This window comes from Adlercreutzia wanghongyangiae, assembly GCF_035989245.1.
In the GTDB taxonomy this organism is placed as follows: Bacteria; Actinomycetota; Coriobacteriia; order Coriobacteriales; family Eggerthellaceae; genus Adlercreutzia; species Adlercreutzia wanghongyangiae.
The window spans coordinates 19,230-36,900 of sequence record NZ_JAYMFF010000020.1 but is presented as its reverse complement, the minus strand read 5'-3'; the positions used below and the strand labels follow the sequence as shown (position 1 = coordinate 36,900).

Here is a 17,671-nt window from a genome sequence, read left to right as displayed (position 1 = left end):
TCGAGGCGGTTTAGCGGGCGAGAAAGGCCCGGGCCGCGGCTTCGATGGCCTCTACGTTGCCGTCGATGGTGTCGGTAAATCGTACCTCCATGGCATCGAGGTTGGCAAGCCCCGCCGGGATGTCGTGCTTGTCGGTTTCCTCGGCGATGCGCTCATTCAGCTGGCAGCCGGTGAGCTGGGCGGTTTCATCGGGCAACGCCGCGGCCGGTGCCAGGGCGTGCAGGGCCCGGTACACGTTGTCGCCGAATTTCGCCCAATGAGCCGTGGAGGCAATGAGGACGGGGTTTTCGCCCCGTAGGTTCTGGGCGGCGGCGTAGGCGACGGCGGTATGGGGGTCGATCAGGTAATCGTACTCGTCGAGCACGGCCTTGATGGTAGCCAGGCAAGTGGCGTTGTCGATGGAATCGGCGCTGAAGTTCTCGCGCACCTTCGCGAAGGTGGCAGCGTCCACGCGGAAGCAGCGCTTTTCGGCCAGGTCGGTCATCCACTGGCGAATGGCGTCGCCGTCGCGGCCCGTCAGTTCGAAAAGCTGGCGCTCCAGGTTCGAGGACACGAGGATGTCCATGGACGGAGAGGCCGTGAGAACAAAGGGGCGGTCGGAGATGTCGTAGGTGCCGGAGTTGATGAAGTCGGTCAACACGCGGTTGTCGTTGCTGGCGCACAACAGCATGCCGATGGGCACGCCGATTTGCTTGGCGTACCAGGCAGCCAGGATGTTGCCGAAGTTGCCTGTGGGCACGCAGACGTCGATCTCGGCGCCTGCGGCGATCTTGCCTGCGGCGACCAGCTCTGCATAGCTGGAGATGTAGTACACCACCTGCGGTAGCAGGCGACCCCAGTTGATGGAGTTGGCGCTCGACAGCGCGATGGCGTGCTCGTCGAGCAGCGCGTTCGCGAAATCCGCATCGGAGAAGGTGCGCTTCACGCCGGTTTGGCAGTCGTCGAAGTTGCCGCGCACGGCCCATACCTGCACGTTGTCGCCGGTGGTGGTGACCATCTGCTTGCGCTGGATGTCGCTTACGCCGCCGTCGGGGAACAGCACGCCGATGGAAACGCCGTCCACTCCCTTGAAGCCCTCCAGGGCCGCCTTGCCGGTGTCGCCCGAGGTGGCCACGAGGATCATGAACTCATGGCCGAGCTTGCCCTGATCGCGCAGCTGCTGGGCGCTTGCGGAGAAGAAGTGGGGCAGGCACTGCAGGGCCATGTCCTTGAAAGCGCTCGTGGGCCCGTGCCACAGCTCCAGAATATGGGTGCTCTCGTCCAGCGACGTAATGGGGCAGACGGCCTCGTCGTCGAAGTTGTCACCGTAGGCACGGGCCATCAGCTCATCGATGACCCCGTCGGGAAGATCGACGTTGAAGGCCTTGTAGATGGCGGCCGCGCGCTGGGCGTAGGGCAGCTCGGCTAAGGCGACGATCTCCTCGATGGTCATCGAGGGCAGCTCTTGGGGAACGTACAGGCCGCCGCCTGCGGCCAGGCCGTCCACCACGGCCTCGGTAAAGGGAACGGGAGCGTCGATGGCTCCGCGCGTGTCAAGGTAGAGGTTCTGGCCGAACGCTGCGGCCCGATCGGTGCGCTGCGACATGGGTCTCCTTCTCTGGAAATACGATCTTTGCCCAGAATACCACGGAGGTCGTCGCGAAACCGCAATCGTTGAGGCGAGCGATGGGCAAGGGGGAGGAAAGAGGCCGTGGCGGCAAACCCGTACGCGCTCCGGTGACTGTGGGGCGCCAATGACTTTGCTCGAGGAAGTACGGCGGGGCGAAATGGCGCGGCGGCCATGCTGTTCGTGAAAAAGTATGAAAAAGCTAACTTTATGGGGTTTACACAAGCTAACTTTGCTCTACAATACATTGTTGCATGCAGCTAACATTGATGGGAGTCACTATGAGTCAAGCGATGGTTGTGGAAGGCGTTCTGGGCCAGCCGAGTGCGGGCGCAGTAGCGTGCCAGCCGATGCCGCTCACGTTTCTGCGCAGCGGAGATGCGGCTCAAGTTATGCGGGTGCGCGGAAAGGGCGAGGTGCACCACCATCTCGAGAATCTGGGATTCGTCGAGGGTGCGTCACTGACCGTTGTTTCCGAGCAGGCGGGTAACTTCATCGTGCAGATCAAGGGCGCCAGCGTGGCCCTCGACCGCTCCATTGCCTCGAAGGTAATCGTCGCGTAAAGGGAGCTACAAGTTGCCCGGCGTTGGGATGCCGGGCGTTAACTCATGGCAATTTCCATCGCCGTTTCAGAGGAACAAGGAAAGGAATGAGCATGGCCGAGGAGAAAACCCTGCGCGATGTTCCCGTGGGCGAGAGCGCCACGGTGCGTCGTCTGACGGGTGAAGGTGCGGTGAAGCGCCGTATCATGGATATGGGCATCACCAAGGGCACCGACGTTTTCGTGCGCAAGGTGGCGCCGCTGGGCGATCCCATTGAGGTAACGGTACGCGGTTTCGAACTGTCGCTGCGCAAGGATGAGGCGCAGCACGTGTTGGTTTCCTAGAGACATCGGAGCGGCACATATCGACGGTGTCTCTCCCGCAGCGCGTAAGCGCATTTTTTCAACTCTCTAGTTAACTTAAACTAACTTTATCGTCCGCGAACAAGCGTGCGGCATCCCGGGGAGGGGCTGCATCGTGCGATTTGTTACGAAGAAGGAAAGGCTGATCATGGCAATCAACATAGCCCTTGCCGGAAACCCCAATTGCGGCAAGACCACCATGTTCAACGATCTGACCGGCGCGAACCAGTATGTGGGAAACTGGCCCGGCGTGACTGTTGAGAAGAAGGAGGGGCGTTGGCGCGCCGATAAGGAAGTCGTCGTCACCGACCTGCCCGGCGTGTATTCCCTTTCGCCCTACACCCCCGAGGAGATCGTCACGCGCGACTACCTCATGAGCGGTAAGCCCGATGTGGTGGTGAACCTGGTGGACGCCACCAACCTCGAGCGCAATCTGTACCTCACCACCCAGATCATCGACCTGGGCATCCCGGTAGTTCTCGCCCTGAACATGATGGACCTCGTGGAGAAGAACGGCGACACCATCGATGTGGCCGGCCTCTCCCAGCGCTTGGGCTGCCCCATCGTGGAGACGTCGGCCCTCAAGGGTCGGGGCACCGACGAGGTCATTGAGGCCGCCAAGAAGGTCGCTGAAAAGGCCGCCGCCCCCGCGACCACCCTGCGCTTCTCCCACGACGTGGAGGAGGGCCTCGCCCGCATCATCGACATCGCCGGCGACCGTATCGCCGGCCGCCATGCTCGCTGGTACGCCATCAAGCTCTTCGAGGGCGAGCAGCTTACGGTGGATAAGCTGAACCTGTCGGCGGCTGAGCTCTCCCAAATCGCCGCCATCCGCGACGCCGTGGAGAGCACCGAGGACGACGATGCCGAGTCCATCGTCACCAACGAGCGCTACGACAGCATCACCGCCGTGTGCGATGCCTGCGTGAAGAAGTCGCCGAAGGCCGAGACTACCACCCAGAAGATCGACCGTGTGGTCACCAACCGCATCCTCGGCATTCCGATCTTCATCGTCGTCATGTTTCTCGTGTACTACATCTCGGTGTCCACCGTTGGCACGCTCGTGACCGATTGGGCCAACGACGGCCTGTTCGGCGACGGCTGGCTGTACACCAACACCGAAGCCTACGACGCTGCCGTGGAGGAGTTCGAGGGCACGCTGGAAACCGAGGAGGGCGTGGCCGCCTTCGAGGCTGGCGAGCTGGAGGAGCCCGATCCGGCCGACTACGGCGTCTACGTGCCCGGCGTGCCCGTGGTGGTGGGCGGCTGGCTGGAATCCGTCGGCGCCGCGCCCTGGGTGCAGTCGCTCGTCCTGGACGGCATTATCGCCGGCGTGGGCGCCGTCATCGGCTTCATCCCGCAGCTGATCGTGTTGTTCATCTTGCTCGGCTTCCTGGAAGGTTGCGGATACATGGCCCGCGTTGCCTTCATCATGGACCGCGTGTTCCGCCGCTTCGGGCTGTCTGGCAAGTCCTTCATCCCGATGCTCATCGCCTCCGGCTGCGGCGTGCCCGCGGTCATGGCCACCAAGACCATTGAGAACGAGAACGATCGCCGTATGACCATCATGACCACCACGATGATTCCCTGCGGCGCCAAGCTGCCCATCATCGCGCTCGTGTTCGGCGCTCTGGCCGGTGGCGACTACGAGGCCACCTGGTGGGTCGCGCCGGTGTTCTACTTCCTGGGCCTGTTCGCCATCATCCTGTCCTGCATCATCCTGAAGAAGTTCCGCGCCTTCGCCGGCGAGGTGGCCCCCTTCATCATGGAGCTGCCCCAGTACCACCTGCCCACGGTGAAGAACGTGCTCTTGTCCATGTGGGAGCGTGTGCGCAGCTACGTGGTGAAGGCCGGTACCATCATCTTCCTGTCCTCCATGGCCATCTGGTTCCTGCTGAACTTCGGCTTCTACGAGGGCGCCTTCGGCCTGCTCGATCCCGAGATGGACGACTACATCCAGTACAGCCTCATGGCCGGTCTGGGCAACTTGCTCGCTTGGATCTTCGTGCCGCTCGGCTTCGGCAATTGGGAGTCTACCGTCACCTCCATTACCGGCCTCGTGGCCAAGGAGAACGTCGTGGCCACCGTGGGCGTCATCACGAGCCTCGGCGAAGTGGGCGAGACCGACCCCGGCCTGTGGGCGTCCTTCGCCGCCATGCTCGGCGGCAGCAACGCCGCGATTATGGCCTTCTGCGCCTTCAACCTGCTGTGCGCCCCCTGCTTCGCCGCCATCGGCACCATCCGCCGTCAGATGATGTCCGCGAAGTGGACCTGGGCTGCCATCGGCTACATGACCGCCTTTGCCTGGTGCGTGGGCCTGATGATCTACCAGTTCGGCGGCCTCATCACCGGCGAGGTGACCTTTGGTCCCTTCACGGCTCTGGCCATCGTGGTGGCCGCGGGTGCGCTCTTCCTACTGTTCCGCCCCGCTGCCAAGCCGAAGGCCCCGGCCGCGCTGGAGCCGGCGGCCAAGAACGCCTAGGAGGCGCGTCATGCAAGATATTGCCCTGAATGCTCCTACTGTCGTCATCCTGCTGGTCATCGCAGCTTTGGCGGTGCTCGCCGTTCGCCGTATGACGCGTCGCGGCCTGTGCGACTGCGGGGACCACTGCGGGGACGAGGGCGGTTGCGCCGGTTGCCCTCATTGCGGTAGCGCCACGGGAACCGCAGGTCAGGCGGCTTCTGGTGAGATGCCCCCGTGCTGCCAAGCTGTTCAGCGCATGGCCGAGACGGCTGCGCACGCGGCGCAGGCGAAGGAGGCCTCCAACCGTTAGGCAACCGTTTGGCGAAGACAATGTGAACGAGGCTCGGAACTTTCGGTTCCGAGCCTCGTCATTTATCAGGGTCCGTGATACCATGATCGGAACTGTTTATAAGGAGATCGCTGTGGTGAAAACATCCATGTCCCACGAGGACTACCTCGAGGCCATCGTCATGCTGGGAGGCACGACGGAGGCACCCGTGCGTTCCGTGGACGTTGCCAATAAGCTGGGTGTTTCCAAGGCGTCGGTGAACAAGGCCATCTCGGCTTTGAAGGAGCAGCAGCTGGTGGTGCAGCCCCATTACGGCGACATCACCCTGACGGCCGAGGGCTACGCCTACGGCAGCTCGGTGCTCGGCCGCCATCGCATGCTGTTCGACTTTCTCACCAAGGCGGTGGGCATCGCCCCCGAGGTGGCGGAGGAGGAAGCCTGCCAAATGGAGCACGCCATCAGCGATGATTCCTTCGAGAAATGGGAGGCGTTCGTCAAGAGCCTACACTTGCGATGAGGCATCCCGCCTTTGCCCCCGTCCCCAGCTGACTACCTGAACCAGAAACGAACCCCGGCAGCGAAAGGAAGTTCCACCCCGTGCCACGACAGGCGAATATCGTATCCTTCGACGCAGCGCGCCGCGCCGCGACGGGTACGCGTGCGCCTCGCCGTTCGGGGTCGGGCGCGGGGCGCGTGCTCATCGGGGGCGACCAGTCGGCCATTGCCGACGAGCTGCCCATGTTCTCGGTGCGCCGCCCGCAGCCGCCCGCTTCTGCCGCATCGCGTCGCCCGGCGGCGCCGGCACGCAAGCCCAGCTGGTACGACGGCGGCTCCGCGTCGCGCTGGGACGACGAGGCCGTGTTCGCGCGCCACGCCGCTCCCCGCATCTCGCGTTTCGCCGACGAAGAGGATGCGGCCGCCAACGACGAGGAGCTGGAGCGCGCCTTGGAGCGCCGCGGCGGCTCGCCGTGGTCGCGCATGCGCTCCCGCAGCGCTGAGAAGCGCCGCGAGCGCACCAAGGAGCGTGCCGACCGCGCCTACTTCCGCCAATACGAGGCCGGCAAGGGCGCCGATGCCCCCGCGGGCGGTCCGCGCGCTGCGGTGTACAAAGGCGAGATGGGCTCAACCCACAAGCGCTCGTCGCGCATGCAGCAGCAAGCCGCAGCGGGTGTGGTCCAGGGCGGCAAGAAGGTGCGCGGTTCCGGCGAGAAAACGCCGCTTCTGGCCCGCGGAGTCTTCATGGGGTTCGCCGCCACGATGCTGTGCGTGGCTTTCGGCGTGGCGTTCCTGTACGGGCCGGCCCAGCAGCTGTATGTGGACATCCGCGAGCGCGATCGCCTGACTGCCGAGTACGAGGCCGTGGTGGAACGCAACAACGCCATCGGCGCCGAGGTGAGCGCCCTGCAAACCGAAGCCGGCATTGAAGATGTGGCGCGCACGCAGTTCGGATGGGTACGCGAGGGCGAGCACGCCGTCAGCGTGAGCGGCCTTACGGCGAAGAAGGAATCGTCGTTCCGCGGTAACATCCTGTCCGAGGATATCGAGCTTCCCGACACCTGGTATTCCGGGGTGCTGGACCCCTTCTTCGGCGTTTCCTAAGCATGCATCGTGCCGCGTCGAGGCTTCCCGCGGAAGCCGTCGGACGCGCAGATTCCCGGCATAAGGGCGAAAGGAGCGGCTATGACGCTGGTCGACGGACGGTACGCGGCATTGGATATTGGCACGGTGACCTGCCGATTGCTGGTGGCCGATGTGGAAGGCGGCCGCGTGTGCGAGGTGGCCAAGGAATACGCGATTACCGACTTGGGTGTGGGGGTGGATGCCTCGGGGCGCCTGTCGGAAGAGGCCATGGAGCGCGTGCTTTCCACAGTGGACCGCTGCCGGGCGACCCTGGAACGCTGCGACACGGCCGCCCATCCCGTGCGGAGGCTGATCGCCATGGCCACGTCTGCGGCTCGCGATGCTGCCAATGCCGATGAGTTCGCGCGTCGTTTGGCCGACCGCGGAGTGACGCTGACGGTGATACCCGGCTGGCGCGAGGCGGCGCTCAGCTTCATGGGGGCCGCAGCCGATTTTCCCGACGAGAACCTGCTGGTGGTGGATATCGGCGGCGGTTCTACCGAGATTGTGGCCGGGCGCGCCGGCTTGCCGCCGGTGGCCTCGCATTCCTTCAACGTGGGCTGCCGCCGCGTGACCGAGCGCTTCTGCCATGCCGACCCGCCCACGGCTCTTGAGCTGAGCGAAGCCCGCCAGTGGATTCATGCCGAGATGGCTCCCTTCTTCTGTGATTTGCGCGAGCGCGGTTTTGCCGTCGATCGGCTGGTGGCCGTGGCCGGCACTGCCACCAGTGTGGTGGCCGTGCGCGAGGCCATGGAGGTGTACGACTCCGCGCGGGTGCACAAGGCCCACGTGAGCGCTGACGAGCTGAGGGCCATCGAGGTGCGTCTGGCCACCGAGACGCTGGAGCAGCGCCGCGGCACCGTGGGGCTCGACCCGAAGCGCGCCGGCGTTATCGTGGCGGGGCTCGTCATTCTGGAAGAGGTGCTGGCCTTAGCGGGCGTGGACGGCTACACGGTCAGCGAATCCGATATTCTGCATGGCATGATTTTGGAAGCTGCCGGCCGTGATGCGTGAGCTGGGACTTCTGCGAAGCGCAAAGGTAAACTGGTAGGGGCGGTGGGACTCCCGCGCCCGCCTTCGGCGAACGCTCATAGCCCTGCGTCGCTGCGCTCCTCGGGCGAAAACGCTCGTCCGCGTTTTCACCTCACGGTTCGAGTCCCACCTTGCGAACTGACGTGCTGCGTGAGCTGGGACTTCTGCGAAACGCAAAGGTAAACTGGTAGGGGCGGTGGGACTCGAACCCACAATCCGAAGAGGCGGATTTTAAGTCCGCTGCGTATGCCAATTCCGCCACGCCCCCACAGGCAGCAGGAGCATCATAGCAGAAGTTGGGTTCAGCGGGCCATAACGCAGCGGACATTCTGGTTGTCTGCCACGCAAGTCTGCAGGGTGATGGATTCGCCCGTCGGCGACAGACGGCTCTCGTAGGCGAAGTAGTTCGAGGCGTTCGGCAGCACCAGCGCGTCGAACACGAAGTAGCTGCGCGAGGCGCCTGTGGCATCCCATACGACGATCTCATCGCCCAGCTGCAAGTTCATGACGCTGCTGAAAACGCCGGGATTATGGCCGATGAAGTACGTGTTCTGGCCGTCGTTCACGTCGCCTTCGCCAATCCAGGTGCTGGCCACGCGCGACTTGGGCGCCGTCATGTCGGCGGGGTTGCCCTGCACAAAGGGGATGTACTCGCCGTGGAAGTAGATGGTGTTGGTACGCGGCGTGGGCGCGGCGGGCGTGGTCTCGTTCACCGTGGAGCTCTGCCCGATCTGGGAGGCGGCCTCGGCCGCGGCAGCTTCCGCTTCCAGCTGGGCCTGGCGCGCCCGCTCGGCTTCGGCCTCGGCGGCGGCGCCGTACTGCTGCCCCTTGCTGTTCATGGCCTGCAGGCGCAGCTGCTCAGCTACGCTGTCGCTGCGGCGGGCGTGTTCCAGCGCCTGCTCGTCCAGCACTTCCTGGCCGCGGGAATCGATGCGGCCCTGCAGGAAGCCGAGGGCCTCGCACACGCCCTGCGTGACGGGTCCGGCGCTGGATGGCCTGGCGTCTGTGGTCGTCTCGTCGGCCCATGCGGAAAGAGGCGCCATCCCCAGCGCGAAAACGCCCACGAGGGCGCATAAACCTGCTTGAACGGCATGCTGGATGCCGCGTTTCACCATGCTGCGGGCGCTCACTGTCACAGTGCCCTTTCTCCGCTTGCGACCTGCCGCGTTGCCATGGCGCCGCGGCAAAGTCCGTTGTCTCTCAATCTTCTATACTTTATCGACTTATTGTCAAAAAATCCAGACCCCATTGCGGGAAAATCGGGTGATCCCGAAGCGCCGTCGCAGCGCGGTGCGACTCGCGGTGAGCGGGCTGACATGGCTGTTGCTCTGCCTTTTTAACTTCCTGTTAATCAAAAGGTTAGGCAAATATTATCAGCTTCTCGGGAAAGGCCGCGCTATCATTGACGGCAAATAATGACTGTGCGGGGAGTGGGGGGTCATGAGGATGCGCGACATGAGCCTGAGGGCCATTTCGGTACTCGTGTTGACGGTCGTGTTCGTGATCGCCACAGCATCCTTCACATTGTTCGATATTCACATTCAGACGAAGAATATGGAAGACTCGCTGGTAGAGGAAGCGCGCACTTTTGCCCGCGAGATGGACGCTGTCTGGCAGTTCATGGACAATTCCCAGTACACGATCAACAATACCACGAGTGGTGTCTACGAATTTAAGGGGCTGCATTGCGCCATTGTGGGGAAGAGCGTGGGCGCTATCTTCTCGGCGGGCAACAACTACCTTATTCGCTACACGAATTTCTCGCCGCGCCGGGCTCAGGACAAACCCGATGCTTTCGAGGCGGAGGCCCTTACTCTTTTCAACGAGGCGGATGACGTGCGTGAGTACTATCGCATTGTGGAGAGCGATGCTGGGGTTGGATTGCGGGCCGAGACCTCGGCCGATGACGGTGCAACGCAGTTTCGGTATGCGCGAGCGCTTCAGGTTACGGAAAGCTGCCTGGAATGCCACGGAGGCCCCGTCGGCGAGATAGATGTTACGGGTTTTCCCAAAGAGGGTTGGACGACCGGCTCCGTCGGAGGCGCTATCAGCGTTGTCATTCCGTTGGAGCAACAACAGCAAGCGTTGCGCGACAACGTTATTCGCGATGTGGCGTTCTTTCTGCTTCTGGCCACGTTCATCGGCGTGGTGGTTTTCGCCCTTATGACCGTCTTTGTGCTGCGGCCCCTGGAGGCCATGAAGCGCGCCTTCGGAGAGGTGGGCGAAGGGCGGCTGCGCCAATCGATGGACGATGCCGGCACGGCCCGCGAGATATCCAGCCTCATCGATCGCTTCAATACCATGGCTGCCGAGTTGCGCGTTACCTATGAGGGCCTGGAGGACCAGGTAGCCGAGCGCACGCGCGACTTGCGACGCGCCAACGAGGCGTTGGCGGCCCAGCGCGACAGTCTGGAGGCCTTAAGCGAGAAGCTGGCGAAGGAATCGCAGGTGAAAAGCGACTTGCTCTCCATGGTTAATCACGAGTTACGCACGCCGCTCACCTCCATTATCACGCTATCGCAGATCGCGCTGGAATCAAGCGGGGGCAACACAGAGGAACGGGGCAGCTGGGAAGAGGTGCGCAAATCCAGCTCGGTGCTGCTCGGCATGATCAACAACATGCTGGACATCGCGCGCTCGGACGCGGGGGGCATGGCGGTGAACATCGAGCTGATGGATTTGGGCGACATCGTCGCTTCGGCCCAGGGAACTATTGGGCCTCTGGCGGTGGGCGCGCGGGTCGGTTTGAAGACGGCTGTGGCGCCCGACGTGCCGCTCGTGAACGGCGACTACGAGAAGATGCTGCGCATTCTGGAGAATCTGGGTACCAACGCCGTGAAGTTCACGCCGGCAGGCGGGACGGTGACCATCGCCGCGTTACGCGAGGCGAGCACGGGGGACGTGCTGGTGCAAGTGCTCGATACCGGCATCGGTATCGCGCCGGAGAACCAGGAGCGCATCTTCGAGCGGTTCTTCCAAGTGGACAGCTCCGCGACGCGCATCTACAGTGGCAGCGGGCTGGGGCTTGCGCTCGTGCGTGAGTACGCCGTGGCCCAGGGCTATGCGGTGACGGTGGAAAGCGTGCCGGGGGAGGGAAGCACGTTTACCGTGCGTATTCCCGCTACGGCCGTGGTAGAGTTGAGCGAGGACGAGTAGGCGTGGGGGGGCGCCGGGGCGGCGCGGCCGGCGCGACGGCGCCTCGGGGCCGCGGAACACGAGAGACGAGGAGGCGGCTGTGTACAAGGTGATGCTCATCGATGACGAGAAGAGCCTGCATATGGCCATCGAGAAACTGCTCACGAAGAACGGCTACGAGTACTGCGGGGCTACCGACGCCGAGTCGGGGCTGGAGATGCTCGCCGCAGAGAAGCCGGATCTATTGCTTTTGGACGTCATGCTGCCGGGTATGAACGGGTTCGATTTATGCACGCGCATCCGCGCCGAGGGCCGGCGCATCCCCATCATCTTCCTGTCGGCGAAAAACGACATCGTGGACAAGTCCATCGGCTTTCGGGCCGGGGGCGATGATTATGTGACCAAGCCCTTCGACGCCACCGAGCTTATCCTGCGCGTCGAAGCCCATATCCGCCGCCACAAGGATACCATCGAGTTTGCCCGTTGCACGGCCCGCGACGGGTCGGTGACCATTGGCGACTTGGAGGTGCGCTTCGACGAGTACCAGGTGCTCGTGGGCGGGCGACCGGCGAACCTGACCACGAAGGAGTTCGAGATCGTGGCCTTTCTGGCGACGCACCCAGGCAAGGTGTTCACCCGCAGCCAGATTCAGGAGTACATCTGGGGCGAGGGCGAGGTGGACGCGCATTCGAACTCCATCACCGTGTTCGTGCGCAAAATTCGCGAGAAGATAGAGGAGAACCCCAGCGAGCCCAAGTACCTGCTGACGGTGCAGCGCGTCGGCTACAAAATGGCCGACACCTTGGGATAGGCGCTTTCCGTGGTGGTCGCGCGGATCGTGTCGAGCGCCAAATCCTAAAATGAAACATCGCCAAATCCTAAAATAGAATAGCGCCAAATCCTAAAATGAAACATCGCCAAATCCTAAAACACCCTGTATAATGGTGGTGAATAGAAAGGACGACAATGAACGGCGATGGCTATACCTACCTCCCTCGATTGGCCGACTGTCTGTTGCAGGAGAAGTTGGCCGGCGTTTCGGCCGTTCTCGTTCGCGGGCCGAAGTGGACGGGGAAGACGTCCTCCTGCGAGCAGCTGGCAAAAAGCGCGCTGCTGCTTCGCGATCCGGACGTCTATGTGCGCGCCATGGACGCCCTGGCCGTGCAGCCCTCGTTGCTCCTGCGGGGAGACCGCCCCCGCCTCATCGACGAATGGCAGCTGGCGCCGGCTCTGTGGGACGCCGTGATCAGCGAGGCGGACAAAGCCAAGGGGGCGGCTTCCCAGTTTCTGCTTACTGGCTCGGCGACGCCAGTGGACACGGCGCAGCTGCGGCATACGGGCACGGGAAGAATCGCGCGGATCACCATGGAGACCATGACCCTGGAGGAGTCGAACGAGAGCAGCAAAGAAGTATCGCTCGCCGCTCTTTTTACGGGGGCGAAGGCGGAGGGCGCAAGCTCGCTATCCGTGGAGGACTACGCGCGGCTCATCTGCCGCGGAGGATGGCCCGCCGTGGTGACGGGGCGGTCGTCGGGTGAGTTGGCGCGAGACTACGTCGACGCTCTCTGCGAATCGGATATGGCTGAAGCAGCGGACGCGGAACTTGATCCTGTTCGGGCCCAGGCGCTCATCAGGTCGCTGGCGCGAAACTCGGCCCAGGAGGCCAACAATGCCACGCTGTTGGAGGATGTGCGCAACGCGGGCGTGGGTATGAGCGATCCGACGTTGCGCACGTACCTCAACGCACTGCGCCGTTTGTTCGTGCTGGAAGAGGTGAAGGCCTGGGCGCCCACCTTGCGATCCCGGACGCCTTTGCGCTCTACCGCGGTGCGTCATCTATGTGATCCCTCCATTGCGGCGGCGGCTCTTGAGACGAGCCCCGACGGGTTGTTGAGCGATCTGGCTACCATGGGCTTCCTCTTCGAGTCGCTCTGCGTACGCGACTTGCGCGTGTATGCTCGGCTTTTGGGAGGGGATGTGTACCATTACCGCGACAAGGGCGGCTTGGAGGCCGATGCGATCATCCGGCTGCGCGATGGCCGTTGGGCGGCTATCGAGGTGAAACTCGGCGGCGAAGCGCGCATCGAAGAGGGGTCCACTCATTTGAAGGCGTTGGAAGAGAAAGTCGACAGCAAGAAGAGCGGGTCCCCGTCGTTTTTGATGGTTCTGACGGGGACGAGCTATGCCTACACGCGTCCCGATGGAGTTCATGTCGTGCCCCTAGGTTGCCTGTGTCATTAGGGCCCTTGCTGCAAGTTTTGCAGCAAAAACGCCCGAAATCGATGCAAGTTTTGCTGTTCACCCTCTTCATCACCTCTGTCGATTGACCGCTTAATCTCTGGTTAAGATCAACTTAACGCAAAGCTTAGACGCGGCGTATCGCTATTAATTTGGGGCTTGGGCACAATGGGATCATCGAAAAGTCCGAAGAGGAGAGACTTTTCACGCTCGGATAGCGTGGCGTCGCACCCCTCCCCGCCGCCGCGCGGCCGAGCCCGTGAGGGAGAGAGAGGAGAAATCCATGACCCAAGCGAAAACAGAGGCACGCTTCACGCGCAGAAGCTTCATCAAGGGGGCTGCCGCACTGACGGCCACCGGCGCGCTTGCCGGCTGTGCCCCGGTAGCCGATAATCTTGCCGAGACTGGCGACGCGGCTTCGCTCCAGGAATCACCCGATGAGATTTTCTCGGGCGTGTGCCGCGGCGATTGTTTCGGTGGCTGCTTTCTGAACCTTCATGTTCGTGACGGCAAGCTAGTGCGAACATCTATGAGGGAGTTTCCCGATGCAAGCTACAATCGGATTTGCTCAAAAGGCCTGTCGCATCCCGAGCGTGTCTATAGCTCAAAGCGTCTCCAGTATCCCATGAAGCGTATTGGCGAGAGAGGCGAAGGGAAATTTGAACGAATTAGCTGGGATGAGGCCATAGAAACCATTGCCACTACTTGGAGAGGCTTTGCCGAAGAGTACGGCGCAGAATCGATGGCGGTATTTTATGGGGGAGGCTGCGCTGGATCGATTGGCGGCGGAATGTGGGGTAGTGCCCTGTCGCGTTTTATCGCCGCTACGGGGTGCTCTACGGTGATGCAAGCCGTTGATATGGCCATGGGCTATGGAATGGGTCGAGCGCTTGGCAGTGGTTCGAGTTTTGCGTATCAAAACGAGCCCACTGACTGGAAGAATTCGAAGACGATTATTTGCTGGGGCTCAAATCCGTTTATGTCTATGCCACAGGTCGGACACTTTATTTTGGAAGCAAAGGAAGCAGGCACCAAATACATTGTCATAGATCCCGTTTTCAATTTCAACGCCGCAAAGGCCGATCAGTACATCTATGTCAACCCAGCCACGGACGGCGCTTTGGCTTTGGGGATAACGGGCCGCATTATTGCGGAGCAGTCGTACGATGACAACTTCCTCAAGCACCATAGTGAAGCGGCATTTCTAATCAAGGAGGACGGATCTCAGCTTCGTCTGAGCGATTTGGGCGTTGATCCTGAGCAGAATGGCGTTGACCCCGATACCGGAGAGCCGGTCATTGTCGATCCCTTCGTGGTTTGGGATGAAAGTACCAGCTCTGCGGTCGCGCTCGAAGATGCTGTTGATCCCGCGATCGAAGGTGTGGAAAGCGTAAAAGGGATTCCCGTCAAAACGCAATTCGACCAGCTTAAGGAATTGACGGCTTCCTACACTTTGGAGCGAACGGAGGAATTGACTGGCGTGCCGGTGGATACAATCAAGGAGCTGGCCCGTATCTATGCTGAGGAAGGACCTGTCAACACCCTTTGGGCTGTGGGGCCCGACCACTACAATAATGGTGCCTACAATTACTGGTGCATGACATTGCCCGCGCTTATGACCGGACAAATCGGAAAGCCGGGTGCGGCGGTTGGCGCTATGTCGTCTATGGAGCTTGGCAATATCGTCAATGCCACTCAAGGGGCGTTCCCCGTCGACGATGATGGCACGGTTCTTTACGGATCGGGGACGATTGTCAATCTCAACAATATAGGCTCCATTTTGGACTCGGGGGTTATCACGGGGACGGAAGTTCCGCTCAAGGGATGTTACATTTGCTTTACAAACCCGGTGTCCGTGAATACCAATCGGGCGTATACAATCGACTGGATTAAGAAGCTCGAGTTTGTAGTAGTGGCAGATATCACGATGACGGAAACGGCAAAATACGCCGATATTTTGCTGCCGGTTTGCCACTGGTTCGAATGCACGGAGTTGTTTGGAACATATATTACGCATCCGTACGCCATCCTTCAAAAGCCTGTGCTTGAGCGAATGTACGAGTCGAAATCTGACTTCGAAATTTACAAAATGATCCTCGAACAGCTTAATCTAGGGAAGTTTTTGGACATGACGGAAGAAGAATACATGTCCATGCTGCTTGACAACGATACATGCAGAGAACGGGGCGTTACCGTCGAAGCACTGAGCGAGAATGGAGCGGTTCGAGTTTTCGGCCAGTCGGAGCACATCGCAATGGAAGGCGCGGTTTTCGCTACGTCGACGGGGCGAGCTTCTTTCTATCAGGAAGCTGTTGCGCTGGGCTATGATATCGGGCAGGAAGTCGACGAGACTAAAGAGAAGGTGCCGTATTGGGAGCCTGCCAAGGAAGCCGATATCAACAGTGCCATTCGTGAAAAATACCCCTTTGTTGTTATCACGGAGAACATGCGCACGCGAACTCATTCGGAATGGTGGGATGTTGAGAGCTTGAAGGAATATGAGCCCGGTCCCTTTGTAAGGGTTAGCGTCGATGATGCGAAAGAGCTCGATGTTGCAGAGGGGGATATGGTCAGGCTTTACAACGACCGTGGGGCTCTGGTTCTTCCTGTTGTTATTAACCCTGGACTGCCAAAAGGTATTGTTACAGGTCCGCGTGCATATCAAATCGAAGAGCATATCGACGGCGGATGGAATGATATCACTTCGCATGAGTTTAACCAAGCATGTGAAAACATGGTTTTCTACGACGTAGCTGTTGCGATTGAGAAGATCAATGAGGAGGCATGATGACGAATTACGGTATGGCGATTGATCTTAAGCGTTGCTTCGGGTGCCAGACTTGTGCTGCTGCCTGCAAGACTGCAAATAATTTGCCGAAAGATATTGCCTACAACGTCGTTTACACAAAGAACAATGGTGACTATTCAAATTTCGGCACGGCGGTTGTGCGAGGTGCGCGGGCAAACGACAACGCTGGAGGAGCTTTTCCGGACTGTGTGTTGAGCTATCTTCCTGTTCAATGCCAGCATTGTGCTAACCCTGCATGTGTGGAGGTATGTCCCACGGGCGCTTCGGCGAAAGATCCCGATACGGGAATTGTTTCAATTGATGATGAGCTGTGTATCGGATGCGAGTCTTGCATCCAGGCTTGCCCCTATGAGGGGGTGCGTACTCCTATAAGCGATGACGTGGACTACTATCTCGATGTGGTATTGGGCGAGCATGATGCTCCGGCGCATGAAGTTGGTTCGGTTGAGAAGTGCACCTTCTGCAAGAATCTGATCGATCGAGGTGAAAAGCCTGCTTGCATGGTTTTATGCCCGGGGCGCGCTCGTTATTGGGGTGATTTGGACGATCCGGAGTCTGAGGTCTCCAAGGCCATTGCTGGGCGGGAATCGTTCTTTCTTCGCGAGGAGGCGGGCACGAGTCCGAGTGTCTTCTATCTGAAATAGCGCAACTGCTTAGCAGTTGTGACAACGCGAAGAAGCGTTGCGACCGAGACTCGTCATCGGTCGCAACGCTATTCTCATGGATGAAAGGACCTAAAATGGTGAATCGCGAGGCCGCAATACGTCGTTACATAGGGCTAGCTGATTGCTGCGAGCTGTTGTCGGAGACGTTCAAATACCCCACAGAGCGGCTGATATCATCGTTGCTGGATGGGTCCTACCTCGAAGATTGTATTCACAGTGTTGAAGATGCCGGCGCGGAACCCTCTCAGCTCGATTCTGCTATCGAAAACATCCAAGCTCTCTCTTCCAGCTCACCGAACTCCTTGTTGGATTCGGCACGAAAGGGATACTCCCTCCTTTATCTTGCTCCAGGATCAAAAGTGCCTGTATTTCCCTATGAAAGCCCCTTTCGCTTTGTAGCAGACCAAAGAGAGGGAGTTCCGTCGCTGTTTAGATCGCAAATAACGCTTGACGTCGAGCGTCAAATGGCGGAGGCTGGCGTTCTCCCGTGCGATCGGAACAAGGAGCCGTCGGACAGCATTTGGCGCGAGTTTTCGTTTCTATCTTTCCTCATGGGCAGTGCCGCCACTGCGTTATGTGCCGAGGACGTTGCATCGGCAGGCCAATGGATTGAACGCGCACGTGCATTTTGGTTCAGTCACGCTCGACGCTGGTTCCCCGACTTCATGATCAGAACGGCTGAATGCGCTCGGAGCGAAGTATTTCTTCCGTGGGCGGAATGCTACGAGTGCTTCGCCGATGCGGGTTCCAAGATTGTTTCTCTGCTGCAAGGGGAGTTGGAGGAGACGGGTTCTTTCTAGATTCCCGTTATACCATTTGCCTCGCCTAGCGCCATCAATCTTACATTCGTGTCGGTGGGCTGATCGGGCGCACGCGGTGGGGTGCGGCGTGCTATTATGATTCGATGCT

15 protein-coding genes and 1 tRNA gene are annotated in these 17,671 nt (G+C 60.6%); 13 read left to right on the top strand and 3 right to left on the bottom strand.

The genetic code is table 11. The features are described 5' to 3' along the window. Positions 1-10: 10 nt before the first annotated feature. Positions 11-1,585: a threonine synthase gene (gene thrC, locus VIN30_RS09800; RefSeq protein ID WP_338211223.1), complete on the bottom strand. Its 1,575-nt coding sequence runs from the start codon at positions 1,583-1,585 to the stop codon at positions 11-13. Between the two features lie 302 nt (positions 1,586-1,887). On the opposite strand from thrC, the gene VIN30_RS09795 reads away from it, so the two are divergent. The 7 genes from VIN30_RS09795 (at position 1,888) to VIN30_RS09765 (ending at position 7,897) form a co-directional block, all read left to right on the top strand. Further along, positions 1,888-2,169, top strand: coding sequence for a FeoA family protein (locus tag VIN30_RS09795; RefSeq protein ID WP_326425324.1), 282 nt, complete (start codon positions 1,888-1,890; stop codon positions 2,167-2,169). A 92-nt stretch (positions 2,170-2,261) separates the two neighbouring features. Continuing rightward, a complete protein-coding gene (locus tag VIN30_RS09790) occupies positions 2,262-2,492 on the top strand; it encodes a FeoA family protein (RefSeq protein ID WP_420915328.1) in 231 nt (76 codons plus the stop codon). A gap of 166 nt (positions 2,493-2,658) precedes the next feature. Continuing rightward, positions 2,659-4,992 carry a ferrous iron transporter B gene (gene feoB / locus VIN30_RS09785; protein WP_338211218.1) on the top strand — a complete coding sequence of 778 codons (2,334 nt, stop codon included), beginning with the start codon at positions 2,659-2,661 and terminating at the stop codon, positions 4,990-4,992. Between the two features lie 10 nt (positions 4,993-5,002). Then, positions 5,003-5,284, top strand: coding sequence for a hypothetical protein (locus VIN30_RS09780; RefSeq protein WP_326425318.1), 282 nt, complete (start codon positions 5,003-5,005; stop codon positions 5,282-5,284). A gap of 112 nt (positions 5,285-5,396) precedes the next feature. Then, positions 5,397-5,780, top strand: a complete 384-nt coding sequence (locus VIN30_RS09775; protein WP_326425316.1) for a metal-dependent transcriptional regulator — start codon at positions 5,397-5,399, stop codon at positions 5,778-5,780. 80 nt (positions 5,781-5,860) lie between these two features. Continuing rightward, positions 5,861-6,862: an FtsB family cell division protein gene (locus VIN30_RS09770; protein ID WP_338211216.1), complete on the top strand. Its 1,002-nt coding sequence runs from the start codon at positions 5,861-5,863 to the stop codon at positions 6,860-6,862. A gap of 81 nt (positions 6,863-6,943) precedes the next feature. Beyond that, the gene (locus tag VIN30_RS09765; RefSeq protein WP_338211214.1) at positions 6,944-7,897 is read left to right on the top strand and encodes a Ppx/GppA phosphatase family protein; all 954 of its coding nucleotides are present in this window, start codon (positions 6,944-6,946) and stop codon (positions 7,895-7,897) included. Between the two features lie 203 nt (positions 7,898-8,100). Here VIN30_RS09765 and VIN30_RS09760 read toward each other — a convergent pair. Both VIN30_RS09760 and VIN30_RS09755 read right to left on the bottom strand, forming a co-directional pair. Continuing rightward, positions 8,101-8,183, bottom strand: a tRNA-Leu gene (locus VIN30_RS09760). Between the two features lie 34 nt (positions 8,184-8,217). After that, complete coding sequence (locus tag VIN30_RS09755) at positions 8,218-9,051, bottom strand: sortase domain-containing protein (protein WP_338211212.1); 834 nt, start codon at positions 9,049-9,051, stop codon at positions 8,218-8,220. A 319-nt stretch (positions 9,052-9,370) separates the two neighbouring features. On the opposite strand from VIN30_RS09755, the gene VIN30_RS09750 reads away from it, so the two are divergent. From VIN30_RS09750 to VIN30_RS09725, 6 genes are all read left to right on the top strand, one after another. After that, on the top strand, positions 9,371-11,071 hold the full coding sequence (locus VIN30_RS09750; protein WP_338211210.1) for an ATP-binding protein: 1,701 nt from the start codon (positions 9,371-9,373) through the stop codon (positions 11,069-11,071). Positions 11,072-11,150: 79 nt separating this feature from the next. Continuing rightward, the gene (locus tag VIN30_RS09745; protein WP_326425308.1) at positions 11,151-11,861 is read left to right on the top strand and encodes a response regulator transcription factor; all 711 of its coding nucleotides are present in this window, start codon (positions 11,151-11,153) and stop codon (positions 11,859-11,861) included. Positions 11,862-12,016: 155 nt separating this feature from the next. Next, positions 12,017-13,291 carry an ATP-binding protein gene (locus VIN30_RS09740; RefSeq protein ID WP_338211207.1) on the top strand — a complete coding sequence of 425 codons (1,275 nt, stop codon included), beginning with the start codon at positions 12,017-12,019 and terminating at the stop codon, positions 13,289-13,291. Positions 13,292-13,571: 280 nt separating this feature from the next. Next, positions 13,572-16,076 carry a molybdopterin-dependent oxidoreductase gene (locus VIN30_RS09735; RefSeq protein WP_338211205.1) on the top strand — a complete coding sequence of 835 codons (2,505 nt, stop codon included), beginning with the start codon at positions 13,572-13,574 and terminating at the stop codon, positions 16,074-16,076. Then, positions 16,076-16,741: a 4Fe-4S dicluster domain-containing protein gene (locus VIN30_RS09730; RefSeq protein ID WP_338211204.1), complete on the top strand. Its 666-nt coding sequence runs from the start codon at positions 16,076-16,078 to the stop codon at positions 16,739-16,741. Before VIN30_RS09735 ends, VIN30_RS09730 begins: the two co-directional genes overlap by 1 nt. A gap of 95 nt (positions 16,742-16,836) precedes the next feature. Next, a complete protein-coding gene (locus VIN30_RS09725) occupies positions 16,837-17,562 on the top strand; it encodes a molecular chaperone TorD family protein (RefSeq protein ID WP_338211202.1) in 726 nt (241 codons plus the stop codon). Positions 17,563-17,671: the final 109 nt, after the last annotated feature.

Coding starts and splice junctions, on each gene's coding strand:
- VIN30_RS09740 (WP_338211207.1), top strand. CDS start 12,017: ATGAACGGCGATGGCTATACCTACCTCCCTCGATTGGCCGACTGTCTG.
- VIN30_RS09730 (WP_338211204.1), top strand. CDS start 16,076: ATGACGAATTACGGTATGGCGATTGATCTTAAGCGTTGCTTCGGGTGC.
- VIN30_RS09725 (WP_338211202.1), top strand. CDS start 16,837: ATGGTGAATCGCGAGGCCGCAATACGTCGTTACATAGGGCTAGCTGAT.
- thrC (WP_338211223.1), bottom strand. CDS start 1,585: ATGTCGCAGCGCACCGATCGGGCCGCAGCGTTCGGCCAGAACCTCTAC.
- VIN30_RS09765 (WP_338211214.1), top strand. CDS start 6,944: ATGACGCTGGTCGACGGACGGTACGCGGCATTGGATATTGGCACGGTG.
- VIN30_RS09780 (WP_326425318.1), top strand. CDS start 5,003: ATGCAAGATATTGCCCTGAATGCTCCTACTGTCGTCATCCTGCTGGTC.
- VIN30_RS09790 (WP_420915328.1), top strand. CDS start 2,262: ATGGCCGAGGAGAAAACCCTGCGCGATGTTCCCGTGGGCGAGAGCGCC.
- VIN30_RS09795 (WP_326425324.1), top strand. CDS start 1,888: ATGAGTCAAGCGATGGTTGTGGAAGGCGTTCTGGGCCAGCCGAGTGCG.
- feoB (WP_338211218.1), top strand. CDS start 2,659: ATGGCAATCAACATAGCCCTTGCCGGAAACCCCAATTGCGGCAAGACC.
- VIN30_RS09750 (WP_338211210.1), top strand. CDS start 9,371: ATGAGCCTGAGGGCCATTTCGGTACTCGTGTTGACGGTCGTGTTCGTG.
- VIN30_RS09735 (WP_338211205.1), top strand. CDS start 13,572: ATGACCCAAGCGAAAACAGAGGCACGCTTCACGCGCAGAAGCTTCATC.